The organism is Methylobacterium currus (genome assembly GCF_003058325.1).
In the GTDB taxonomy this organism is placed as follows: domain Bacteria; phylum Pseudomonadota; class Alphaproteobacteria; order Rhizobiales; family Beijerinckiaceae; genus Methylobacterium; species Methylobacterium currus.
On record NZ_CP028843.1, the window covers coordinates 1,261,135 to 1,283,196 of the forward strand.

Below are 22,062 nucleotides of genomic sequence, written 5' to 3' on the forward strand. Positions count from 1 at the left end.
TGGATGCCGGTTCGTCGCAGACGATGCGGCCCAATCGAAGACCGAGAGCATTGTCCGATCGCCACGCGATCGGGCAGCGCCCGATACCGGCCCGCCCCCGAAGGGGGCGGGCCGTTCTTCACGGGCAAGGATCCGTATGGGCAAGGATCCGTCCGGTCAGCGCCTCTCCGGCCCGCCCCGTCCGGACGGGCGCCGCCAGCACGCGTTCGTCCAGGCTTGCGCGGGTCTCGGACGGGCTCATGTCCGGGGCCAGGATGGGCAGGGCAGGGACGGGCGCCGCCTCGGGCAGGCGAACCAGCCGGCAGGGTGGGGTCGGGTCACACGCCGCCGCGCCGTGATGCCCGGCAGGGCCGGCGAGGCGGACAGGCTCGCGCTCACCAGGGCCAGATCGATCGCCCGTCGCTCATCGATGGCCAGCGGCACCCCGGCGCCGCTCCCGCGGCATCGACGCCGCCCTCGGCCGCGAACTGCCCGACGACAGCCGGCACCGCCTCGCCGGCAGTGCGGAGCATCATCAGGACGGGTTCGCATGGATCACCCATCCATCCTGGGTAGCAAGCGGGCCGCCCGGGCAGTCGCCGCCGTTTGGGTCGAACGTGGCGTCAGCGTCCGGTGCGCACGCGGGTCCAGAGCCGGGTCACCACCCGCTGGGTGCGGTCGTCATAGGCGGTGTTGGTGAACAGCCGGCGGAAGGTCGCCTCGTCCGGGTAGATGCCGGGATCGGACAGGATCTCGGGCTTGACCAGGGCCTTCGCCGCCAGGTTGCCGCTGGCATAGGACACGAAGTTGGTGTTGGCCGCCGCCACCTCGGGCCGCATCATGAAGTCGATGAAGGCGTGGGCCTCCGCCGCATGCGGCGCATCCTTGGGGATCGCGAAGGCGTCGAACCACATCAGGGCGCCCTGCTGCGGGATGAAGTAGGCGATGTCGACGTCGTTCTTGGCCTCGCGGGCGCGCCGGCGTGCCTGCAGCACGTCGCCCGAGTACCCCACCGACAGGCAGACGTCGCCGTTGGCGAGCTGGTTGATGTACTCGGAGGAGTGGAACTTCTGCACCGCGCCGCGGATGCGGAACAGCGCGTCGCCCGCCCTGTCGAGGTCGTCGATCCGGCGCGAATCGGGCTTCAGGCCGAGCGCCTGGAGCACGCTCGGCAGGATGTCGTCCGGCGAGTCCAGCATCGTCACGCCGCAATCCTTGAGCTTGGCGATCAGCTCCGGGCGCAGGACGATGTCCCAGGTGTTGAGCGGCTGGTTGGACCCCAAGCGCTCGCGCACCAGGGCGGTGTTCACCCCGATGCCGGTGGTGCCCCACATGTAGTCGACGGCGTAGACATTGCCCGGGTCGTAGGCCGCGAGCCGCGCCGTCACCTCGGGCCAGGCGTGCTTGAGGTTCGGCAGCCTGGCCTTGTCGAGGGGCTGGAATGCCCCGGCCTTGATCAGGCGCTGCAGGAAGGGCCCCGTCGGCACCACGATGTCGTAGCCCGAGCGGCCGGCGAGCAGCTTGGTCTCGACGATCTCGTTGGTGTCGTAGGTGTCGTAGACGACCTTGATGCCGGTCTCGCGCGTGAAGGCGTCGAGCATCTTGGGGTCGATATAGTCCGACCAGTTGTAGATGTTGACGACCCGCTCCGGCGCGGCGGTTGCGGGGCCGGCAGGCCCCGCCACGAGGGCGAGGAGGCCGGCGGCGGCCCCCAGGAAACGGCGCCGGAGCGGGTTCATCCGTCAGGCTCCGGTCGCGGCGACGACCGAGATCTCCACCCGGTATTGCGGGCCCGCGAGCTTGGCCTCGACGGTCGCCCGGGCCGGAGCGTGGCCGGCCGCCACCCAGCCGTCCCAGGCCCGGTTCATCTCGGCGAAGGTCGACATGTCGGCGAGGTAGATCGTGGCCGAGAGCAGCCGGGTCTTGTCGCTGCCGACGGTCGCGAGCAGTTCGTCGATCTGGCTCAGGATGTCCTTGGTCTGCGCCTCGACGCCCTCGTTGTTCGAGACCTGGTCCGCGACCTGGCCGGCCAGATAGACGGTGCCGTTATGCACCACCGCCTGGCTCATCCGGGTGCCGGTCTCGAAACGCGTGATGGTCATCGGGAACTCCTCGGGGGCTTCTTGAGAGGGAGGCTCTGGAATGGCGCTCCGGCGCCTTGTGCCGCCGAACCCGTGCCGCCGTAAAGGGCCCCCGGACGAACCTTGGCAGGATCCATCGGCGAGGAAGAGATCCACCGGCAGCGATCGGGGCAGCATCGGGCGCACGTCCCGGCGCAACCACGGCGCGGCCCGCGCGTTTGTCCTTCAGTTAAGCGGAGCCGAAGGGCAGCCCTCATGCTTGCGATCCTGTGGACCATCATCATCGGCTTCGTCGCCGGTGTCATCGCCAAGTTCATCATGCCCGGCTCGGCCAACGAGCCGAGCGGCTTCATCATGACCACTCTTCTGGGCATCGTCGGCGCCTTCGTGGCGACCTTCCTGGGTCAGGTCACCGGCTGGTACCCGCCGAACGAGGGCGCGGGCCTGATCGCCGCGGTCATCGGCGCCGTGATTGTGCTGGCGATCTTCGGCTTCATCCAGGGCCGCCGCCGCACCACGGTCCTCTGAGCCCTGGGAGCCGGCGGACCTCGCCGGCTCCTCCCCGACATGAGAAAGGCCACGCCGAGATGATCGGCGTGGCCTTTCTCATGTCGGGCATCCTGTCCGGATGACGGGGCGCCCGGGGCGCCCCGCCGCTCGGTCAGATCCGCGCGGGCGCGTGGGAGTCGCTGTTCATCAGCGACTTGGCGGCGCAATGGCCGGTGGCGCCGCGGATCGCCAGGAGCGAGCCGGCGACCAGGGCTGCGAGGCTGAGGAACTTGTTCGGCCGGGGCTGCGCCGCGGCCGCGGCGAGGCCGAGGCCGAGCACGACCGAGATGGCGCGCTCCTTGGTGGTCAGGTTGCGCTCGCCGCTGAACACGTCGTGGATCAGGTCGCTGGCCATGGGTTCTCCGTCAGGGTCGGTCGCGGAGGAATTCCGCTGCGTCGCGGTGCGAACGCGGCCGGAGGCCGGACGTTCCCTGGCGGAGACAGGGTCCTCGCCTCCGCGGCAGGTTCCTCAACCCTGCGGCGCTTCGGCGATCAGCCGGTCGTCGATCTCGCGGGCGCGCAGGGCCGCCGGGCGGGCGGCGAGACGGGCGACATAGGCCTCGTAGGCCGGACGCCGCTCGATCCCACCGAACTGCATCCCCCACATCAGGTGCGAGCCGAGATAGAGGTCGGCGGCCGAGAAGCGCCCGCCGGCGAGGTACTCCCTGCCCGACACCGCGCCCTCGAGCGCGTCGAGGACCTCCGCCATGCTGCCGTACCCGACCATGCGGCGTCTCTCCTCCGACACCTCGACGCCCAAGGCCTTGTTGGTCACCGCCGCCTCGACCGGACCGGCGGCGAAGAACAGCCAGCGGTAATAGGCGCCGCGCTCAGGATCGCCCGGAGCCGGGGCGAGGCCCGCTTCCGGGAAGGCATCGGCCAGGTAGGCGCAGATCGCCGCCGTCTCGGTCACGGTGACGCCGCGGTGGCGCAGCGCCGGCACCTTGGCCAGCGGATTGACGGTCCGGTAGGCCGGCTCCTTCATCGCCGTGCCGTAGCCGAGGATCTCCGTGCGGTAGGTCGCCCCGACCTCCTCCAGCATCCAGCGGACGATGCGGCCGCGGGACATCGGATGGGTGTAGAAGACGAGATCGTCGCTCATGCGCTGCCTCCCCGGCGGGCGAATCAGCGGCGCCCGCGTGAGATCTTGAACCAGAGGCGGGGCTGAGCGGGAAGGCGGCGAGCCGCCGTCATGGCCGGTGGCGCCCACGGATTGATCGTGCGCAGGCCAGCGGCGGCGAAAGGGCTCGTGTCGCGGGTGGCGACCATGAAGCCGCGCGACGCTGCCGTCGCACGCCGCTTGCCGGGCGGCATGGCGGCGATGCCAAACCTGAGGTCGGCCACGGTGATCGCCGACAGTCAAAGGGTCTCGATCGCCTGGGCATCGATCCAAGCGAGCACGTGCGGATCGGCAGCCGCCCTCAACGGCTCGGATACGACGTTGGCGTCGAGCAGGATCACTCGAAGCCGATCGGCTCGGCCGAGGCTTGGTCCCGCAGCCGATCGAACGGCTCCAGATCCGCCTCCGTCAGACCCGCCTCGCGGCCGACCGAGGCCAGCAACGTGCCGAGCTTGACGCGATGCGTCGGGCGCACGGCCGCTTCGAGGTTGTCGCGCATCTCGGCCTCCATGCTGCGACCCTGCTGGGCTGCACGGACCTTCAGGGGCGATGCGCCTCGTCGGAGAGATTGCGAATGGTGACGGTGGGCACGACGGCGCGCCTCGGCGACAGGGATGATGATCGCAACCCACGTGATCTGACATCATCATGCGAAGCATCGATCCACAACGCGAGCGGACACCCGAGCAAAAAAAGGCGCGGCCCCGATCGGGGCCGCGCCTCAACAGAAGCAGGCGGAGACCCATCCGGCCTCCGCCCTGAGATCAGCCGATCACTCGCCGGCGCGGGACTGCTTCTCGCGGGTGCGGTCGGCGTCGCGCTGGGCCTTCAGCTTCTCGGTGAGGTCCTCGCCGGTCGCCTGGTCGACGACCTTCATCGAGAGGCGGATCTTGCCGCGCTCGTCCTGGCCCAGGAACTTCACCTTCACCTTGTCGCCTTCCTTCACCACGTCGGTGACCTTGGCGACGCGCTGGGCGGCGAGCTCGGAGATGTGGACGAGGCCGTCCTTGGCACCGAAGAAGTTGACGAAGGCGCCGAACTCCATCGTCTTCACGACGGTGCCCTCGTAGATCATGCCGACCTCGGCCTCCGCCACGATCGAGCGGATCCAGTTATAGGCCGCCTTGATCGCCTTGCCGTCGGCCGAGGCGATCTTGATGATGCCGGTATCCTGGATGTCGATCTTGGCGCCGGTCTTCTCGACGATCTCGCGGATCACCTTGCCGCCGGTGCCGATCACTTCCCGGATCTTGTCGGTCGGGATCTGCATGGTCTCGATGCGCGGCGCGTGCTCGCCGAGCTCGGGACGGGCGGCGGTCAGGGCCTTGGACATCTCGGCGAGGATGTGGGCGCGGCCGTCCTTCGCCTGGTCGAGGGCGACCCGCATGATCTCCTCGGTGATGCCGGCGATCTTGATGTCCATCTGGAGCGAGGTGATGCCCTCCTCCGTGCCGGCCACCTTGAAATCCATGTCGCCGAGGTGATCCTCGTCGCCGAGGATGTCGGACAGCACCGCGTAGCGCTCACCCTCGAGGATGAGGCCCATGGCGATGCCGGCCACCGGACGGCGCAGGGGCACGCCCGCATCCATCAGCGCCAGCGAGGCGCCGCAGACCGAGGCCATCGAGGACGAGCCGTTCGACTCGGTGATCTCCGACACGACGCGGATCGTGTAGGGGAACTCGTGGGCCGGCGGCAGCATCGGGTGCACGGCGCGCCAGGCGAGCTTGCCGTGGCCGATCTCGCGGCGTCCCGGGGAGCCCATGCGGCCGGTCTCGCCCACCGAATAGGGCGGGAAGTTGTAGTGAAGGAGGAACGTCTCCTTGTAGGTGCCTTCGAGCGCGTCGATGAACTGCTCGTCGTCACCGGTGCCGAGGGTGGCCACCACCAGCGCCTGGGTCTCGCCGCGGGTGAACAGGGCCGAGCCGTGGGTGCGCGGCAGCACGCCGACCTCGGAGAGGATCGGGCGCACGGTCTTCACGTCGCGGCCGTCGATGCGCGCGCCGGTGTCGAGGATGTTCCAGCGGACCACCTTCGACTGGGCCTCCTTGAAGGCGGCCTTGATCGTCTCGGCCTCGAAGCGGGCCTCGCCCTCGGCCGGGGCCAGCGCAGCCATCACCTTCGCCTTCACGGCGTCGACGGCGGCGTAGCGCTCCTGCTTGACGGTCTTCTTGTAGGCCTCGCGGAGATCGGCCTCGCCGACCTCGAGCACGGCCTTCTCGACCTCGGAATTGTCCGCCGGCTGGAAGTTGCGCGGCTCCTTGGCGGCCTTCTCGGCCAGCCGGATGATCGCCTCGATGACCGGCTGGAAGTGCTTGTGGCCGAACATCACGGCCCCGAGCATCACGTCCTCGGGCAGCTCCTTGGCCTCGGACTCGACCATCAGCACGGCATCCTGGGTGCCGGCGACGACGAGGTCGAGGGTCGAGCCCTCCATCTCCTGGATGGGCGGGTTGAGCTTGTACTGGCCGCCGACATAGCCGACGCGGGCGGCGCCGATCGGACCCATGAACGGCACGCCCGAGAGAGTCAGGGCCGCCGAGGCCGCCACCATGGCGAGCACGTCGGGATCGGTCTCGAGGTCGTGCGAGAGCACCGTGACGACGACCTGGGTGTCGTTGCGCCAGCCCTCGACGAAGAGGGGGCGGATCGGCCGGTCGATCAGGCGGGAGACCAGGGTCTCCTTCTCGGAGGGACGGCCCTCACGCTTGAAGTAGCCGCCCGGGATGCGGCCGGCGGCGTAGGTGCGCTCCTGGTAGTTCACCGTGAGCGGCAGGAAGTCGATGCCGGGCTTCGGCTCCTTCATCGACACCACGGTGGCGAGCACCGAGGTCTCGCCGTAGGTGGCGACCACGGCGCCGTCGGCCTGGCGGGCGACCTTGCCGGTCTCGAGCACGAGCTTGCGCCCGCCCCACAGCAGCTCTTCGCGTTGAACGTCGAACATGTTCGTCATGCCTTCCTGCGGTCCGGGAGAGCGGCGCCAGCGCAAGACGGCGAGGGGCTCTTCTGTCGAGAGCCACCGGCGATCCTGCCCTGGCGGTCGCGGCCCGCATGTCTCGCGGGTCCCGGAAAGTGGGCGGCCGGACCCATTCCGGCCCACCCGGAACGAGGGGATGTGAGGCCCCTCGCGAAAACGCGGCCCGGACCGGTGCCCGAACCGCGTGAACCCGCCTTAGCGGCGGATGCCGAGGCGCTCGATGAGGGCGCGGTAGCGGGCCTCGTCCTTGCGCTTCAGGTAGTCGAGGAGCGACCGGCGCTGCGACACCAGCTTGAGCAGGCCGCGGCGCGAGTGGTTGTCCTTGGTGTGGGTCTTGAAGTGCCCGGTGAGGTTCTGGATCCGCTCGGTGAGGATCGCGACCTGCACCTCCGGCGAGCCGGTGTCGGCTCCGCCGCGGGCATGTTCCTTGATGAGCGCGGTCTTGCGCTCCGCCGTGATCGACATCGCGTGTCCTTTCAGGTGGTACGGGTTCATGAAGCGCGGCCTCGAGGACCGCCTTTCCGCGCGGGGCTTGGCCGGGCCGGGATGTCGTCCAGCGCGGTCTGCCAAGGCGAAAAACCTCGCCGTGCGAGGGCGAGGGTGGCGAACCTCTACACGAAACCGTCCGACCCCGCCACTCCCCCTCGGCCGATCCCCCTGCGCGCGGTTTCGTCACGCCCAAGGCGACCGGTGGCGAACGGCCGAGGTCGAACCCGGGGTACCCCCGAGCAGTTTGCCCGCCATTCCCCATCCAACGAGGTTATCTCCATGACCGCGACCGCGACCGCGGACCGGACCGGCACGGCCACCAACGAGACCGTACAGTCGATCTACGTCACCGCCCTGCGCAACACTCACGCCCTGGAGAAGCAGGCGGCGCAGATGATCCAGCGCCAGATCGAGCGCTACGAGAACTATCCCGAGCTGTCGCAGGCCCTGCGGATGCACAAGAGCGAGACCGACCAGCAGGTCACCCGCCTCTCCGACCTGCTGCACGGTCATGGCGAAGACCGCTCGCTGCTGAAGGACGTGGTGACCCAGACGGTGGGCAACGTCGCGGCGCTGGTGCACAGCGTGACGAGCGACGAGGTCCTGAAGAACCTCTACACCGACTACTCGGTCGAGACCTACGAGATCGCCGCCTATACCTCGCTGATCGCGCTCGCCGAGGAGGCCGGGCACCAACGGGACGTCGAGACCCTGCGCCTGTCGCTCCGGGAAGAGGAGCGGATGGCCGAGGCCGTGTTCAAGCAGATCGTGCCGGTGACGAAGGAGTATGTCGCGCGGGAGGTCAGGGGCGAGAAGGCGGACCGGTAAGCAGTTCGCAAGAGGCCGCCGGGCGCGCGTTCGCGCCTCGCGGCCTCACGTCGTTCGACGTCGCGATCCAACTCGGAGCGATCCTCCCGCTGCGCTTCTACAACTCAAGCTCCACCGTCACCGGCACATGGTCCGACGGCTTCTCCCAGGCCCGCGTATGCCGCGCCACCGTCACCGCCTTCACGGTATCGGCCAGATCCGGGGTGACCCAGATGTGGTCGAGGCGCCGGCCCTTGTCGGCCGCCGCCCAGTCGGGCGAGCGGTAGCTCCACCAGGTGAAGATCTTCTCCGGCGGCGGGCGCAGGTGGCGCATGGTGTCGACCCAGCCGGCCTCGCCCCTCAGGGTCTCCAGGCGCTCGGTCTCGATCGGGGTGTGGCTGACCACGTCGAGGAGTTGCTTGTGCGACCAGACGTCGTGCTCCAGCGGCGCCACGTTGAGGTCGCCGACGAGGATCGCCGGGCCGGAGGGGCGGCGGCCGCCCCAGGCGCGCAGCTCGTCCATGAAGGAGAGCTTGTGGGCGAACTTGTCGTTGAGCGTAGCATCCGGCACGTCGCCGCCGGCCGGGACGTAGAAGTCGTGGAGGGCGATGCCGGCGGCGGCCCCGGCCTCGGGACCGAGCACCGCCGAGATGTGGCGCGCGTCCTGGCGCTCGCAGAAGCTCATCACCTCGCGGGTGACGAGCGGCAGGCGCGAGAGGATCGCGACGCCGTTATAGCCCTTCTGGCCGGCGAAGACGACGTGCGGATAGCCGAAGCCCTGCAGCTCCTTGAGCGGAAAGCGGTCGTCCGGGCACTTGGTCTCCTGGAGGCAGAGCACGTCGGGCTTCGCCTCGTCGAGGAAGCGGCGCACGAGGTCGATGCGCAGGCGGACCGAGTTGATGTTCCAGGTGCTGACGGTGAGGCGCAACGGTCGGGATCTCGAAGGTAGGAGTTGATACCGCAGCGCCCTCGAACGGACTCGTTCGAGGGCGCTGGCTAAGCCCGACTGGGCGCCGGCGCTGTTGCGCCGAACGCGTTGCCGTCGACATGTCGATGGCAAGGCACACCGGCAAAGCACACCGGCACGAATCAGTTCGGGCGGGCCTGCTGCATCTTGGCTTCCAGCTCCTTGTCCACCGCCCGGCCGTAATTGATGACGAACAGCATGCCGTCGACGGCGCGGCCGCGCTGGAGGTTGGAGAGCAGCACGGTGGTCTGGTAGCCCTGCGGGTCGGTGATCCGCCACTGGCTCAACGTCTTCATCGCGTCGTCGAAGTAGAGCGCGATGCGCGAGGTGCCGCCCAGCGTCGAACGGTCGTCGAGGACGATGCGGATGCCGCCGGGCTCGGCCGCGATGTCGGTGACGGTGAGGTCGCGGGCGAGGTCGATCTTGTCCCGCAGCAGGAATTTCAGCGGCGTCTGCGAGATGAAGTAGAGATCCTGGGTCGCCAGCTTGCGATCGCGCACCGCCACCGAGGTGCCGTCGGCGATCACCTCCAGCGTCGAGGGCTGGTCGTAGTCGAAGCGCAGGCGGCCGGGCTTGGCGAGGGTGAGCTTGCCGCCGATCTTGCGCCCGTCGGCGCCGATCTGGACGAAGTTGCCGGTCAGCGTCGTGACGCCGTTGAAATAGGCGTTGGCGCGCTCGATCACCGCGGCCGGGTTGGCGGGATCGACCGCCGCGGCGGTGGTGACGGCGGCGACCTGCGGGGCCGGCCGTCCCCCTTCCGTCGTGGCCGGAACGGCGGCGGTCTCGACGGGTTCGGGCGGGAGCGCCTTGCCGCCGCCGAGGGAGGCCGGCCGGCGCGGCGGCAGGGGCGCCTTGGCGGAGGGGCCGGTCGCCGGGGCCTGGCCAACCGCTGGGGCTTGGCCGGGAGCGCCCGCCTCCGGCTGCGGGACCTCGGCGGCCGGGTCCTTGCGGCCGAACAGACCGTCGAGGAACGACGACACCTGCGCCTTCGCGGGCGTCGCGCTCAGCAGGGCGGCGACCGAGAGCGCGGCGCCGAGGGACACCGCGCGGAGCGGGCCGGAGCGGGGACGGCCGTTCATCGGCAGGGTTCTCCGTGTGGGCGAACGGGGAGGGATGGGGCCGCGCCGGCACGCCGACGCCGCACCGTCCCGGGAAGCTGGTGTGCCGCAGGGGGCCGGTCCGGCCATAGAGCCGTCCCCTGTGGCGAATATGCGACGGCGTGGGGGGCTCACGCCTCCTCGGCCCCGGGCTGGGGCGCGGGCTCGATCAGGATCTCGCGCTTGCCGGCATGGTTGGCGGGGCCGACGATGCCCTCGCGCTCCATCCGCTCCATCAGCGAGGCCGCCCGGTTGTAGCCGATCTGAAGACGCCGCTGGATGTAGCTGGTGGACGCCTTCTTGTCCCGCAGCACCACCGCCACCGCCTGGTCGTACAGGTCGGCCGTCGGGTCGCCGAAGCTGCCCTGGTCCATGACCGGGGTGTCCTGCGCCGTGGCCGCGGCCTCCTCGGCCTCCTCGTCCGCCGTGACCGCCTCGAGATAGGAGGGGCGGCCCTGGCGCTTGAGGTGGGCGACCACCTGCTCGACCTCGTCGTCCGAGCAGAACGGCCCGTGCACCCGGGTCGTCCGGCCGCCGCCCGCCATGAACAGCATGTCGCCCTGGCCCAGGAGCTGCTCGGCGCCCATCTCGCCCAGGATCGTCCGCGAGTCGATCTTCGACGTCACCTGGAACGAGATCCGGGTCGGGAAGTTCGCCTTGATCGTGCCGGTGATCACGTCCACCGACGGGCGCTGCGTCGCCATGATCAGGTGCAGGCCCGCCGCCCGCGCCATCTGGGCCAGGCGCTGGATCGCCCCCTCGATGTCCTTGCCCGCCACCATCATCAGGTCGGCCATCTCGTCGACCACGATCACGATGTAGGGCAGGGCGGAGAGGTCCATGACCTCGTCCTCGTAGACCGCCTCGCCGGTCTCGCGGTCGAAGCCGGTCTGCACCGTGCGGGTGATCACCTCGCCCCGCGCCCGCGCCTCCGCCACCCGGGCGTTGAACCCGTCGATGTTGCGCACGCCGAGGCGCGCCATCTTCTTGTAGCGCTCCTCCATCTCGCGCACCGCCCATTTGAGGGCGATGACCGCCTTCTTCGGGTCGGTGACGACGGGCGAGAGCAGGTGCGGGATGCCGTCATAGACCGACAGTTCCAGCATCTTCGGGTCGACCATGATCAGGCGGCACTCCTCCGGCTTCATGCGGTAGAGGAGCGACAGGATCATGGTGTTGATGGCGACCGACTTGCCCGAGCCGGTCGTGCCGGCGACCAGCAGGTGGGGCATGCGGGCCAGATCCGCGATGATCGCCTCGCCGCCGATGTTCTTGCCGAGGCAGAGCGCGAGCTTCTGCTTGGTCTCGGTGAAGACCGGCGAGGTCAGGAGCTCGCGCAGGTACACCGTCTCGCGCTTGAGGTTCGGCAGCTCGATGCCGATGGCGTTGCGGCCCTGGACGACGGCGACGCGGGCGGAGATGGCGGACATCGAGCGGGCGATGTCGTCGGCGAGCGAGATGACGCGGCTCGACTTGGTGCCGGGGGCCGGCTCCATCTCGTAGAGCGTCACCACCGGCCCCGGGCGCACGGCCAGGATCTCGCCGCGCACGCCGAAATCCTGGATCACCTGCTGCAGCTGGAGGGCGTTGTCCTCCAGCATCTCGGGATCGAGGTTGCTGCCGTCCGATTCCCGCGGCTCGGCCAGGAGGTCGACCGAGGGCAGCTCGTAGGGCGCCTCGACGCCGCGGGCGGCCTGGCGCAGCGGGATCGTGGCGATGGGCGCCAGGATGTCGTCCTCGTCGTCCCCGTCCTCGTCGGCATCGAGGCCGAGGTCGCAATCGAGGCCCGCCGTGCCGATGACCAGGCAGTGCGGCTCCGCGACCGGCATCTCCGCCGCCGCGGGCGACCAGGACGGCGCCGTCGCGACGGAGTCCGGCTCGGGGGCCGGAGCGGCGGGCGGCACCGTCTGCTCAGCAACCGGCACGGATTGCGCCGCGGGCGGCACCGGGACCGACGCGACCGGCGCCGGGTGGGAAGCAACCGGCACCGATTGCGTCGCAATCGGCAGGATGATGCGCGGCGGGCGCGGCGGGGAGGGCAGGGTCGGGGCGGGCGGCTGCGCGTTGAGGCGGCCGGTCGGCACATAGACGAAGGGGTGCGTCCCTCGCGGCGCGCCAGAGGACGTGGATTCCGCAGCCGGCTCCGCCGCAGGCCGATCCTCGGCGGACGCGACGGTCGTCACGGCCGGCAGGGCCTCGGGCTGAGTCACCGGCAGCACGTCCGCGGCGATGAACGACCACGGCACCGGCGCGAAGGCCAGGGAAGCGGCGGGAAGGACGGGCGCGGCGGCAGGCACGACCATGTCCTCGACCGCGGCCTCGACTTGGACCACGTGTTCGAGGGCGGCGAGCGGCAGCGGCGCGGCCGAGGGCTCCACCGGCACGGGCAGGGACGCCGTCTCCGCGAGGGGGGCGTAGGTGAGAGCCAGCATCGGGGCGGGCGCCGGCAGCAGGATCGCGGCCGGCGGCCGATCGGCCGCGACGTCCCGCTCCGCGGCGACCGCCTCGTCCGCGGGTATGCTCACCGCCGGGACGACCTCCATCGCCGCCTCGGCGCCCGTCTGGGCGACGGGCTCGGGCGCAGGCGGCAAGGCCTGGGGAGGCAAGTCCGCGGGATACAAGTCCGCGGGATAGAGGTCCTCCGGGGGCAAGCCCACGAGAGGGACGTCCGGCGGCAGGTCCGCCGCGGACGCGACGTCCAGCGGCCTCTCGGTCGGCGGCGTGGGCGCGGCGGCCACGACCGGCTCGTCCGTCACGGCGACGGCCTCGGCGACCGGCTCCTCCGCGTCGGGCTCCGGGACCGGCCGGTTGTCCTGCTCCGCGGCGGTCGGCAGCGGGCGGGTCCAGTCGTGCTGGAGCAGGCGGTCGAGGGTGTAGACCGGGCGCGGCGGCAGGGAGCGCAGGTGCGAGACGTCGACCGGCACCAGGATGGCGCTGTTCGGCACGTCGAAGACCTGAGCCGGTGCGACCGGCGCCTCGGCGGCGCCGGTCGGCGCCGGGGCCGAGCCATCGGGTGCGGGGGACGGGGTCTCCGCGGGCGCGAGGGCGTCGGGAGCGACCACCTCGGGCGCGGCAGCGGCGGCCGGCCCCTCTCCGGCCGGGATCGCCGCGGATTCGGGGATCTCGTGAGCGACGGCCTGGATGGTCTCGGCAACCTCCTGAATGGTCTCCGGGGCGACGTCCGCGGCCGTCTCCGCCGTGGCGGCGACGGCGGGGTCGATCATCGTGACGGGCCCGGCATCGGAGGCCTCCACCGCGACGGAGGCCTCGGGCGCGGGCGCCGCCTCGCCGGCCGCGACCTCCGGGGACCCGATCTCCGGCGACGGAGCCTCGGCCTCGGGCACGGCCTCGGTCCGCGCGGTCTCCTCCTGCGGATGGCGCAAGAGATGGTCCGGCGTGCGGGTGAAGCGCACGCCCGGCGGCAGGACGAAGGGCTGACGCCACAGGGGCACCGCGGCGGCGGCCGCGGCGGCCTCGGCTTCGATGCGGGCCGCTTCGGCCTCCGCCCGGGCCGCCTCGGCAGCGGCGAGCTCGGCGGCGGCGCGGGCGGCCGCCTCGGCCTCGGCGGCGCGCCGAGCCTCCTCCTTCTCCCGCAAGGCCTGCTCGCGCCGGCGATGGCGCGCCTGCAGCACGTGGTCGGGCGTGCGGGTGAAGCGCACCCCGCTCTCGGCGGGACGCTCGGGCGACCGCTCCTGCGACGAGGGCCGGGGACCTGCCTCCGGTGCCACGGCGGAGGGCTCCGCGTCGCGGCGGCGCGCGCGGGTCAGCACCGCGCGGGCCGGGCCGGCGGCGGGAATCGGCATGGTCCAGCCGCCTTCAGGCATCAGGGCCGGGTCCGGCGCCCAGGTGGAGGATGCGGCGCGGCGCGGGGCCGTCGCCTCCGGGGCGACCACGACGGTCGGGGGCGCCAGGAGATCGGGCTCCACCGGGAGATCAGGCGGAAGAACGGGGTCTCGCGCGTAGACCCGGGACGGCTCGGCCGGCAGGGGCGGGGGGACATCCTGGGGCAGGAAGTCAGGGGCCGGGACCTCCCGGGATGGAGACATCTGCGACCGGGGATCCTGTGGCCAGGCCTGCGCTGCGCCGACAGGCTCTCCCGCGCGGCGGGCCTGCGCGCCGCCATGGGCCACGGGCGGCACCGACGCCGGGGCCGGGCGGGCGGCGGGCGGCACGGGCCAGGAGGGTGGGGCCGGCTCCGGCACGGGCGCCGGATCCGGCGCCCAGCCTTGCGCCGGGGCGGCCTGAGACGACGGGGCCGCGGCCCGCTCCGGGCGCGGGGCGGGGCTCGGAGCCGGGGCGAAGGGGCTCTGGGTCCACGGCTCGGGCGGCGCCGCCGGCGCGACGCCGGGCTCCGGCGCGCCGGGGCGCACCAGGGCGTCGGCCATCCAGCTCGGAGTGGCGCGCCGGCTCAGGGTGTAGTCCCGCTGGGCGGACGGGGGCGCAGGCGGCGCGAAGCGGCGGGCCAGGAGTGCCCGCAGGCTCATCACCGTCTGCGCGAGGACGCCGAGGGGGCGCTCCCGGCGCTCGGGCGTGCGGAGATGGTCGCGCACCCGCTGGGGCGCGCGCGGCGAGGAGTCGGAGAAGGGTGGCCGTCCCGATTGTCTCATGGTGCCGAATGGTGTGTGGGCGGCCCGCGGCCGCGTACGTGGCACCAGTTAGGCACGGCATCGTTAACGCCCGATTAGGCACGGGAGCCGGTACCGGCCGGCGCGCGGGCGCGTTAAGGACCAGGGGTATTTCCGGCGAGACGAGGCTGTCTGCGCGATGTTTCGATCCCTCTACCGGCACGGCTTCGCCCGCGTCGCGGCCTGCGTCGGCCGCAGCCACATCGCCGATCCGGACGCCAACGCGGCCGAGATCCGGCTCCTGGCCGAACGGTGCGACCGGGACGGCGTCGCGGTGGCGGTGTTTCCGGAACTCTGCCTGTCGGGCTACGCCCTCGAGGACCTGCTGCTGCAGGAGACGCTGCTGGACCAGGTCGAGGCGGCGCTCGGCGCCCTCGTCGAGGCCAGCCGCGGGCTGATGCCGGTCCTGGTCGTGGGCGCGCCCCTGCGCCACCGCAACCGGATCTACAACACCGCCGCCGTGATCCATCGCGGCCGGCTGCTCGGCGTGGTGCCGAAGAGCTACCTGCCGAACTACCGCGAGTTCTACGAGAAGCGCCACTTCGCCTCCGGCGCCGGGGTGACGGGCGAGACGATCCGGACCGGCGGGATCGAGGCGCCGTTCGGAACCGACCTCCTGTTCCCGGCGGAGGATCTGCCCGGCCTCGTCCTCGGGGTCGAGGTCTGCGAGGACATGTGGATCCCGGTCCCGCCCTCGGCGCTCGCCGCGCTCGCGGGCGCCACGGTTCTCGCCAACCTCTCGGGCAGCCCGATCACCATCGGGCGGGCGGAGAGCCGGACGCTCCTGTGCCGCTCGGCCTCGTCCCGCTGCCTCTCGGCCTATATTTATGCGGCGGCGGGCCCCGGCGAATCGACCACCGACCTCGCCTGGGACGGCCAGACCGCGATCTACGAGGATGGCGAGGTGATCGCCGAAGGAGCGCGCTTCCCCGCCGAGCCGCAGGTGACGCTCGCCGACATCGACCTCGACCGCCTGCGCCAGGAGCGCGCCCAGATGGGCAGCTTCGAGGACAACCGGGTGGCCCTGATGCCCGGGGCGCCGGCCTACCGCCGGGTGTCGTTCCGGGTGGCGCCGCCCGAGGCGGATCTGGGCTTCCACCGCAATGTGGAGCGCTTCCCCTTCGTGCCGGCCGATGCCAGGCGCCTCGCCCAGGATTGCTACGAGGGCTACAACATTCAGGTCGCCGGCCTCGTCCAGCGCCTGCAGGCGATCGGCACCCGCCGCGTCGTGATCGGCATCTCGGGCGGGCTCGATTCGACCCACGCGCTGATCGTGGCGGCCCGCGCCTTCGACCAGCTCGGGCTGCCGCGCTCGGACATCCTCACCTACACCATGCCGGGCTTCGCCACCTCGGACGAGACCAAGGGCAACGCCCACCGGCTGATGGCCTCGCTCGGCACCCGCGCGGCCGAGCTCGACATCCGTCCGGCCGCCCGGCAGATGCTGACTGACATGGGCCACCCGTTCGGGCGGGGCGAGGAGGTCTACGACGTCACCTTCGAGAACGTCCAGGCGGGCCTGCGCACCGACTACCTCTTTCGGCTCGCCAACCAGCACGACGCGATCGTGATCGGCACCGGCGATTTGTCGGAGCTGGCGCTCGGCTGGTGCACCTACGGCGTCGGGGACCAGATGTCCCATTACGCGGTCAATGCCGGGGTGCCCAAGACCCTGATCCAGCACCTGATCCGCTGGGTGATCGCGTCGGGCCAGTTCAGCCCGGAGGTCGGCCGCACCCTGGAGGCGATCCTGGAGACCGAGATCTCGCCCGAACTGGTGCCGGCGCGGGAGGGCGAGACGATCCAGAGCACCGAATCGAAGATCGGTCCCTACGCGCTGCAGGACTTCAACCTGTTCTACACGCTGCGCTACGGCTACCGGCCCTCGAAGATCGCCTTCCTGTCGCTGATGGCCTGGGAGGATGCCGCACGCGGCCCCTGGCCGCCCGGCTTCCCGGAGGCGAAACGGGGGACTTACGCCCTGCCGGAGATTCGGGCCTGGCTCGCGGTGTTCCTGCGCCGCTTCTTCGGCTTCAGCCAGTTCAAGCGCTCGGCCCTGCCGAACGGCCCCAAGGTGGCGGCGGGCGGCGCGCTCTCGCCCCGGGGGGACTGGCGCGCGCCGTCGGACGGCAACGCCCGCGCCTGGCTCGACGAGCTGGAGCGCAACGTCCCGCACGGATGATCGCCAAAAACTCCACGGGAGTATGTGCGCTGGTTGGGCCTCGGGGCCGGGACGAGCCCCCACACGGGAGCCCGCCCCATCGCCGCGACGCCCTCCGACACCGATGCCCTGCCGAACGGGCCGCTCGACGACCGCGCGGTGCATGTCTGCGTCGACATGCAGAACCTGTCCGCCCGCAAGACCGCCTGGCACACGCCCTGGATGGGCCGGGTGCTGCCGCGGGTGCTGCACCTCGCAGACGCGGTGCCGGAGCGCACGCTGTTCACCCACTTCGTCCCGGCGCAAGCCCCCGGCGAGGGGCGGGGCTGCTGGAAGCGCGACTGGGAGCGCTGGGCCGAGATGACGGTGGAGCGGCTCGGGCCGGAGATGGCCGAGCTGGTGCCGGATCTCGCGGCGCTGACGCCTCCGGCTGAGGTCGTCGACAAGACCGTCAACTCGCCCTGGATGGAGACGGACCTGGAGGGCGCCCTGCAGGCGCGCCAAGCCGGGACCTGGTGATCACCGGGGGCGAGACCGATGTCTGCGTGCTCGCGACCGTGCTCGGCGCGGTCGATCGCGTCGTGCTCGCCACCGACGCGGTCCGCTCCTCCTCGGATGAGACCCACGACGGCATGATGACGCTCTATCGGCAACGCTTCGGCCAGCAACTCAAAGTGGCGATGACCGATCAGATCCTGCACAATTGGAATTACTCGCAGACGCCGGCACGATGATGCAGCGCACCAGCGCGTTTCTCGTCGGTATCGGCACCTTATCGCATGTCGTTCCGCGGTTCCCGGCTCGCACGTTTTCGTGATGATGGAACGTTCTGTGGGTCTCGACCTAGGGTCATGGCCGAGATTGCGGTGGCGCCCGGCATCGGAGGCTGACATAGTCTCGGCCAAATCAGCCGTTAGCGAATGGACGCCATGGCAGCCCCTGCGAGCGGAGGCGATCCGATGCGAAGCTACAACTTGTTCTGCCTGAAGGGGTTCGACGGCCTGGTCTGCGCGGTGCCGGAAGATTACGCCGTGCCGGCCTTCGTCACCGAGGCGCGCTGGGCCTTCGGCGGCAAGCTCGACGGCAGCATGCCCGAGCCCACCGGCTTCGACGGCGCCGCCGCCGCGACCGCGGTGCGCTTCAACGGCTTCTACCTCTTCCAGAGCATGGCCCAGGGCTGACAGGCTGTGCGGGCCGGAACGTCCCGTGTCCTGCACGAGGACCCGTCCGACTCCGAGATCCCGGCGAGCATTCCTTAAGGTCGGCGGGGCATGATCGCGGCATCCGAAACCCGCGAGGCCGAACGGGGCTGGCCGCCATGTCCGACATGTCCGAGTTGCGCAGGGAGACCCGCCTGCGGACGTTCCTGAAGGGGCGCATCGTCTTCAACAACGGCAATTCCAGCATGGATTGCCTGGTCCGGGACATCTCCGCCTCCGGCGCGCGGCTGATGCTCAGCCAGACCGCGACGCTGCCAGACGGCTTCGACCTCGTCATCCCGGCCAAGGACCGCACCCACAAGGCGACTTTGCGCTGGCGCAAGGCCGACAGCGTCGGGGTGACCTTCGCGGAGGAGGCGGTGCGGCCGCCGAGCGCGCCGGACGCGACGCCGGCGGTGCTGCTCGCCCGCATCCGCGAACTGGAGGCCGAGAACGCCTCCCTGCGCCACCAGCTGAAGGAGGCGGAGGCGGTGGTCCTCGGTCGCGGCCTCTGAAGCTTCATTCGATCGGGTTGCGATCGGATGATGCTCTCGATCCTTGATTTTGGCATATTGTCTGCAACGAACCGAAAACCTGAAAAGCGCCAGTCTGCCAACGTAAGTCTGTTTGGGACCCGGCTCTGCGTGGAGCGTGGCCTCCAGAAAGGACGAAGGGCCACCCCGTCGCCAGGGCGGCCCTTCCATTGCCGAACCGCGGTCCGACGGGTCGATCTGTCAGGATCTCACCGATCCTGGACTGTTCGTCGTACGCTCAGGCCGTGAAGCCGGAGGCGACGATCCAGGTCCGGCGCGCAGACGACCGCGGCTGATGACAATGAGACACTGGATCACCTCCTTTCCTGTTGTTGTCGATGGTCCGAATGTAAGGGTTCATCGGCCTTACGCAATCCATTGGAGGCGCGGCGAAGGGTCCGCGGCTTCGCATCTTGACCTCGGCCTTCCGCCGATCATCTCCCCCGCATGAAGAACCGTGGCTTCCTCAAGCTCGCCAGCGCCATGACGGTGATGACGCTCGGCGGCGTCGGCTACGCCGCCCACCGGCGCAGCCGCAATCCCTATTACCGGGGCCCGGCCAGCGACCATTTCGACGGCGTGCGGTTCTTCTCGCCGGGCCAGCCCCAGGACAAGGCCGCGGCCGAATTGGCGCGCTGGCAGCTCGGCGGCGGCCGGGAGGCCTGGCCGGCGCGCGTCCCGAGCCCGTTCCCGCAGGACACGCCGCCCGAGCGGGTCGAGGGCCTGCGGGTCGTCCATATCGGGCATGCCAGCCTGCTGATCCAGGTCGCCGGCCGCAACATCCTGGTCGACCCGGTCTATGGCCGCCGCGCGAGCCCGGTGGGCTTCGCCGGGCCGAAGCGCGCCAACCCGCCGGGCGTCGCCTTCGGGGCGCTGCCGCCGATCGACGCGGTGCTCATCACCCACAACCACTACGACCATCTCGACGGGCCGATCCTGGCCCGGCTCTGGGCCGAGCACGCGCCGACCTTCGTGGCGCCGCTCGGCAACGACGCGATCATCCGCGCCTACGACGCCACGGTCCCGGTCGAGACCCGGGACTGGGGCGGCTCGGTCGATCTCGGCGGCGGCCTCGCCGTGCATCTGGTGCCCGCCTATCACTGGTCGGCACGGGGCGTGAACGACCGGCGCATGGCGCTCTGGTGCGCCTTCGTGCTCACCACCCCCTCGGGCGTGCTCTATCATGTCGGCGATACCGGCTACGGCGACGGCGCGATCTTCCGGGCGGTGCGCGAGCGCTTCGGCCCGCCCCGCCTAGCCACCCTGCCGATCGGCGCCTACGAGCCGCGCTGGTTCATGCAGGCCCAGCACATGAACCCGGAGGAGGCGGTGCGGGCCTATCGGGAGGTCGGGGCGGAACAGGCGCTCGGCCATCACTGGGGCACGTTCCGGCTCACCAACGAGGGGGCGGACGAGCCGGCCGAGGCCTTGGGCGCGGCCCTGGCGGAGGCCGAGGTGCCGGCGGAACGGTTCCTGGCACTCAGGCCAGGGCAGGTCTGGGGCGGATAGGATCCGCCCCGACCGGACTCAGAGGATGAACCGGCTCAGATCCGCGTTCTGCGCCAGGCTCTCGACCCGGTCGCGGACGTAAGCCGCATCGATCGTCACCGTCTCGCCCGAGCGGTCGGGCGCCGTGAAGGACACGTCGTCGAGCACCCGCTCCAGCACCGTCTGGAGCCGGCGCGCGCCGATATTCTCGACCGAGGAATTCACGTCGACGGCGACGCGGGCGAGCGCGTCGATCGCATCGTCGGTGAAGTCGATCGTCACGCCCTCCGTCGCCATCAGGGCGACCGCCTGCTTGGTCAGGCTCGCCTCGGTCTCGGTCAGGATGCGGCGGAAATCGTCGACGGTCAGCGGGCTCAGCTCGACCCGGATTGGCAGGCGTCCCTGAAGCTCCGGCAGAAGGTCGGAGGGTTTCGAGACGTGGAAGGCGCCGCTGGCGATGAACAGGATATGGTCGGTCTTCACCGGCCCGTGCTTGGTGGCCACGGTAGTGCCCTCGATCAAGGGCAGCAAGTCGCGCTGCACGCCCTCGCGCGAGACGTCAGCACCGGAGCGGCCTTCCCGGGCGCAGATCTTGTCGATCTCGTCGAGGAAGACGATGCCGTTGTCCTGCACGTCGCGCAGGGCCTCCTGCACCACGCTGTCCTGGTCGAGGAGCTTGTCGGATTCCTCGCTGATGAGCGGCGCGTAGGCGTCGCGGACGGTCATCCGCCGCGGCTTGCCCTTCTGGTTGCCGAGCGCCTTGCCGAGCATGTCGCCGAGGTTGATCGCCCCCATGGCGGCGCCGGGCATGCCCGGGATCTCGAACATCGGCATGCCTTGCGGCGCGCCGGCCGCCAGTTCCAGCTCGATCTCCTTGTCGTCGAGCTCCCCGGCCCGCAGGCGCTTGCGGAACGCGTCGCGGGTGGGCTGGCTCGCAGTCGGGCCGACGAGGGCGTCGAGGACGCGGGCCTCGGCCGCGGCCTCCGCCTTGGCCTGGACGCCCCGGCGCTTCTCGTCGCGCTTGAGGCCGATGCCGACCTCGACGAGGTCACGCACGATCTGCTCGACGTCGCGGCCGACATAGCCCACTTCGGTGAATTTCGTCGCCTCGACCTTCAGGAACGGCGCGCCGGCGAGCCGCGCCAGGCGGCGCGAGATCTCGGTCTTGCCGCAGCCGGTCGGGCCGATCATCAGGATGTTCTTGGGGGCCACCTCCTCGCGGAGCGGACCCTGGAGCTGCTGGCGGCGCCAGCGGTTGCGCAGCGCGATCGCGACCGCGCGCTTCGCGTCGCCCTGGCCGACGATGTAGCGGTCGAGCTCGGAGACGATTTCGCGGGGGGAAAAGGTGGTCATGGGATGCTTTGCCGGGGCTCTCGGCCGAATGTCGGGGTGAGGGAAGGGTGGGGGCCGCCGTCAGGCGGCGTCCAGGCTCTCGATCACCAGGTTGCCGTTGGTGTAGACGCAGATCTCGGCGGCGATCCGCATGGCGCGGCGCACGATCGCCTCGGCGTCGAGGTCCTGCTCCTCCAGCGCCCGCGCGGCGGCGAGCGCGTAGTTGCCGCCCGAGCCGATCGCCATCACGCCGCCCTCGGGCTCCAGCACGTCGCCGGCGCCCGAGAGGAGCAGGCTCACATCCTTGTCGGCCACCAGCATCATCGCCTCGAGGCGGCGCAGGTAGCGGTCGGTGCGCCAGTCCTTGGTCAGCTCGACGCAGGCCCGGGTCAGCTGGCCCGGATACTGTTCGAGCTTGGCCTCCAGCCGCTCGAACAGCGTGAAGGCGTCGGCGGTGGCGCCGGCGAAGCCCCCGATCACCGAACCCTTGGCCAGCCGCCGGACCTTGCGGGCATTGCCCTTGACGATGGTCTGGCCGAGGCTGACCTGCCCGTCGCCCCCGATCACCACCCGGCCGCCCTTGCGCACCATCAGGATCGTCGTCGCATGCATGCGGGGGGCGCCCCCCGCGTCGTCGTTGGCCAAGGATATCTCTCCG

The 22,062-nt window shown here is 70.9% G+C and carries 18 protein-coding genes and 3 pseudogenes; 7 read left to right on the forward strand and 14 right to left on the reverse strand.

The genetic code is table 11. The features are described 5' to 3' along the window. Positions 1-374: 374 nt before the first annotated feature. The 3 genes from DA075_RS36425 to DA075_RS05780 form a co-directional block, all read right to left on the reverse strand. Positions 375-515, reverse strand: a complete 141-nt coding sequence (locus DA075_RS36425; RefSeq protein ID WP_164712214.1) for a hypothetical protein — start codon at positions 513-515, stop codon at positions 375-377. Between the two features lie 87 nt (positions 516-602). Beyond that, positions 603-1,718: a polyamine ABC transporter substrate-binding protein gene (locus tag DA075_RS05775; protein ID WP_244936510.1), complete on the reverse strand. Its 1,116-nt coding sequence runs from the start codon at positions 1,716-1,718 to the stop codon at positions 603-605. Positions 1,719-1,721: 3 nt separating this feature from the next. Then, complete coding sequence (locus DA075_RS05780; RefSeq protein ID WP_099952411.1) at positions 1,722-2,081, reverse strand: RidA family protein; 360 nt, start codon at positions 2,079-2,081, stop codon at positions 1,722-1,724. A 234-nt stretch (positions 2,082-2,315) separates the two neighbouring features. Between DA075_RS05780 and DA075_RS05785 the strand changes: the two genes are divergently transcribed. Beyond that, entirely contained in the window at positions 2,316-2,588 is a 273-nt protein-coding gene (locus tag DA075_RS05785; RefSeq protein WP_099952412.1) for a GlsB/YeaQ/YmgE family stress response membrane protein, read from the forward strand. 133 nt (positions 2,589-2,721) lie between these two features. On the opposite strand, the gene DA075_RS05790 is transcribed toward DA075_RS05785, so the two are convergent. From DA075_RS05790 to rpsO, 6 genes and pseudogenes are all read right to left on the reverse strand, one after another. Beyond that, a complete protein-coding gene (locus DA075_RS05790) occupies positions 2,722-2,964 on the reverse strand; it encodes a YgaP-like transmembrane domain (RefSeq protein WP_099952413.1) in 243 nt (80 codons plus the stop codon). Between the two features lie 114 nt (positions 2,965-3,078). Continuing rightward, positions 3,079-3,711 carry a glutathione S-transferase family protein gene (locus DA075_RS05795; RefSeq protein WP_099952414.1) on the reverse strand — a complete coding sequence of 211 codons (633 nt, stop codon included), beginning with the start codon at positions 3,709-3,711 and terminating at the stop codon, positions 3,079-3,081. A 23-nt stretch (positions 3,712-3,734) separates the two neighbouring features. Then, positions 3,735-4,070: pseudogene (locus DA075_RS37080) on the reverse strand (PIN domain-containing protein). Beyond that, positions 4,067-4,320, reverse strand: a pseudogene (locus tag DA075_RS05805) (FitA-like ribbon-helix-helix domain-containing protein). The pseudogenes DA075_RS37080 and DA075_RS05805 overlap by 4 nt, the downstream one beginning before the upstream one ends. Positions 4,321-4,501: 181 nt before the next feature. Next, positions 4,502-6,673: a polyribonucleotide nucleotidyltransferase gene (gene pnp, locus DA075_RS05810; protein ID WP_099956430.1), complete on the reverse strand. Its 2,172-nt coding sequence runs from the start codon at positions 6,671-6,673 to the stop codon at positions 4,502-4,504. 228 nt (positions 6,674-6,901) lie between these two features. Next, complete coding sequence (gene rpsO, locus DA075_RS05815; RefSeq protein ID WP_099900823.1) at positions 6,902-7,171, reverse strand: 30S ribosomal protein S15; 270 nt, start codon at positions 7,169-7,171, stop codon at positions 6,902-6,904. Between the two features lie 303 nt (positions 7,172-7,474). Here rpsO and DA075_RS05820 point away from each other — a divergent pair, with 303 nt between their 5' ends. Further along, positions 7,475-8,023 (forward strand): ferritin-like domain-containing protein, encoded by a 549-nt coding sequence (locus tag DA075_RS05820; RefSeq protein ID WP_099952415.1) that lies wholly within the window; start codon positions 7,475-7,477, stop codon positions 8,021-8,023. Between the two features lie 97 nt (positions 8,024-8,120). Here the strand turns inward: DA075_RS05820 and xth are convergent, their stop codons facing one another. The 3 genes from xth to DA075_RS05835 form a co-directional block, all read right to left on the reverse strand. Beyond that, complete coding sequence (xth, locus tag DA075_RS05825) at positions 8,121-8,930, reverse strand: exodeoxyribonuclease III (RefSeq protein WP_099952416.1); 810 nt, start codon at positions 8,928-8,930, stop codon at positions 8,121-8,123. 161 nt (positions 8,931-9,091) lie between these two features. Beyond that, positions 9,092-10,048 (reverse strand): outer-membrane lipoprotein carrier protein LolA, encoded by a 957-nt coding sequence (locus DA075_RS05830; protein WP_099952417.1) that lies wholly within the window; start codon positions 10,046-10,048, stop codon positions 9,092-9,094. Between the two features lie 149 nt (positions 10,049-10,197). After that, positions 10,198-14,616 (reverse strand): DNA translocase FtsK, encoded by a 4,419-nt coding sequence (locus DA075_RS05835; RefSeq protein WP_420813116.1) that lies wholly within the window; start codon positions 14,614-14,616, stop codon positions 10,198-10,200. 214 nt (positions 14,617-14,830) lie between these two features. On the opposite strand from DA075_RS05835, the gene DA075_RS05840 reads away from it, so the two are divergent. The 5 genes and pseudogenes from DA075_RS05840 (at position 14,831) to DA075_RS05860 (ending at position 20,093) form a co-directional block, all read left to right on the forward strand. Then, positions 14,831-16,873 carry an NAD(+) synthase gene (locus DA075_RS05840; protein WP_099952418.1) on the forward strand — a complete coding sequence of 681 codons (2,043 nt, stop codon included), beginning with the start codon at positions 14,831-14,833 and terminating at the stop codon, positions 16,871-16,873. Positions 16,874-16,951: 78 nt separating this feature from the next. Continuing rightward, positions 16,952-17,586, forward strand: a pseudogene (locus DA075_RS05845) (cysteine hydrolase family protein). A 225-nt stretch (positions 17,587-17,811) separates the two neighbouring features. Beyond that, entirely contained in the window at positions 17,812-18,033 is a 222-nt protein-coding gene (locus DA075_RS05850) for a hypothetical protein (RefSeq protein WP_099952419.1), read from the forward strand. 146 nt (positions 18,034-18,179) lie between these two features. After that, positions 18,180-18,566: a PilZ domain-containing protein gene (locus DA075_RS05855; RefSeq protein WP_099956432.1), complete on the forward strand. Its 387-nt coding sequence runs from the start codon at positions 18,180-18,182 to the stop codon at positions 18,564-18,566. A 465-nt stretch (positions 18,567-19,031) separates the two neighbouring features. After that, positions 19,032-20,093, forward strand: coding sequence for an MBL fold metallo-hydrolase (locus DA075_RS05860; RefSeq protein ID WP_099952420.1), 1,062 nt, complete (start codon positions 19,032-19,034; stop codon positions 20,091-20,093). Between the two features lie 18 nt (positions 20,094-20,111). Here the strand turns inward: DA075_RS05860 and hslU are convergent, their stop codons facing one another. Together hslU and hslV are read right to left on the reverse strand one after the other, a co-directional pair. Next, entirely contained in the window at positions 20,112-21,425 is a 1,314-nt protein-coding gene (gene hslU / locus DA075_RS05865) for an ATP-dependent protease ATPase subunit HslU (RefSeq protein WP_099952421.1), read from the reverse strand. Between the two features lie 60 nt (positions 21,426-21,485). After that, positions 21,486-22,016 carry an ATP-dependent protease subunit HslV gene (hslV, locus tag DA075_RS05870; RefSeq protein ID WP_048467276.1) on the reverse strand — a complete coding sequence of 177 codons (531 nt, stop codon included), beginning with the start codon at positions 22,014-22,016 and terminating at the stop codon, positions 21,486-21,488. Between the last annotated feature and the right edge of the window lie 46 nt (positions 22,017-22,062).

Bases quoted from the DNA above. Each gene is read 5' to 3' on its own strand.
- DA075_RS05850 (WP_099952419.1), top strand. From the start codon at position 17,812: ATGCGAAGCTACAACTTGTTCTGCCTGAAGGGGTTCGACGGCCTGGTC.
- DA075_RS05860 (WP_099952420.1), top strand. From the start codon at position 19,032: ATGAAGAACCGTGGCTTCCTCAAGCTCGCCAGCGCCATGACGGTGATG.
- DA075_RS05790 (WP_099952413.1), bottom strand. From the start codon at position 2,964: ATGGCCAGCGACCTGATCCACGACGTGTTCAGCGGCGAGCGCAACCTG.
- DA075_RS05820 (WP_099952415.1), top strand. From the start codon at position 7,475: ATGACCGCGACCGCGACCGCGGACCGGACCGGCACGGCCACCAACGAG.
- pnp (WP_099956430.1), bottom strand. From the start codon at position 6,673: ATGTTCGACGTTCAACGCGAAGAGCTGCTGTGGGGCGGGCGCAAGCTC.
- DA075_RS05830 (WP_099952417.1), bottom strand. From the start codon at position 10,048: ATGAACGGCCGTCCCCGCTCCGGCCCGCTCCGCGCGGTGTCCCTCGGC.
- DA075_RS05855 (WP_099956432.1), top strand. From the start codon at position 18,180: ATGTCCGAGTTGCGCAGGGAGACCCGCCTGCGGACGTTCCTGAAGGGG.
- hslV (WP_048467276.1), bottom strand. From the start codon at position 22,016: ATGCATGCGACGACGATCCTGATGGTGCGCAAGGGCGGCCGGGTGGTG.
- DA075_RS05780 (WP_099952411.1), bottom strand. From the start codon at position 2,081: ATGACCATCACGCGTTTCGAGACCGGCACCCGGATGAGCCAGGCGGTG.
- rpsO (WP_099900823.1), bottom strand. From the start codon at position 7,171: ATGTCGATCACGGCGGAGCGCAAGACCGCGCTCATCAAGGAACATGCC.
- DA075_RS05840 (WP_099952418.1), top strand. From the start codon at position 14,831: ATGTTTCGATCCCTCTACCGGCACGGCTTCGCCCGCGTCGCGGCCTGC.
- DA075_RS05785 (WP_099952412.1), top strand. From the start codon at position 2,316: ATGCTTGCGATCCTGTGGACCATCATCATCGGCTTCGTCGCCGGTGTC.
- hslU (WP_099952421.1), bottom strand. From the start codon at position 21,425: ATGACCACCTTTTCCCCCCGCGAAATCGTCTCCGAGCTCGACCGCTAC.
- DA075_RS36425 (WP_164712214.1), bottom strand. From the start codon at position 515: ATGATGCTCCGCACTGCCGGCGAGGCGGTGCCGGCTGTCGTCGGGCAG.
- DA075_RS05775 (WP_244936510.1), bottom strand. From the start codon at position 1,718: ATGAACCCGCTCCGGCGCCGTTTCCTGGGGGCCGCCGCCGGCCTCCTC.
- DA075_RS05795 (WP_099952414.1), bottom strand. From the start codon at position 3,711: ATGAGCGACGATCTCGTCTTCTACACCCATCCGATGTCCCGCGGCCGC.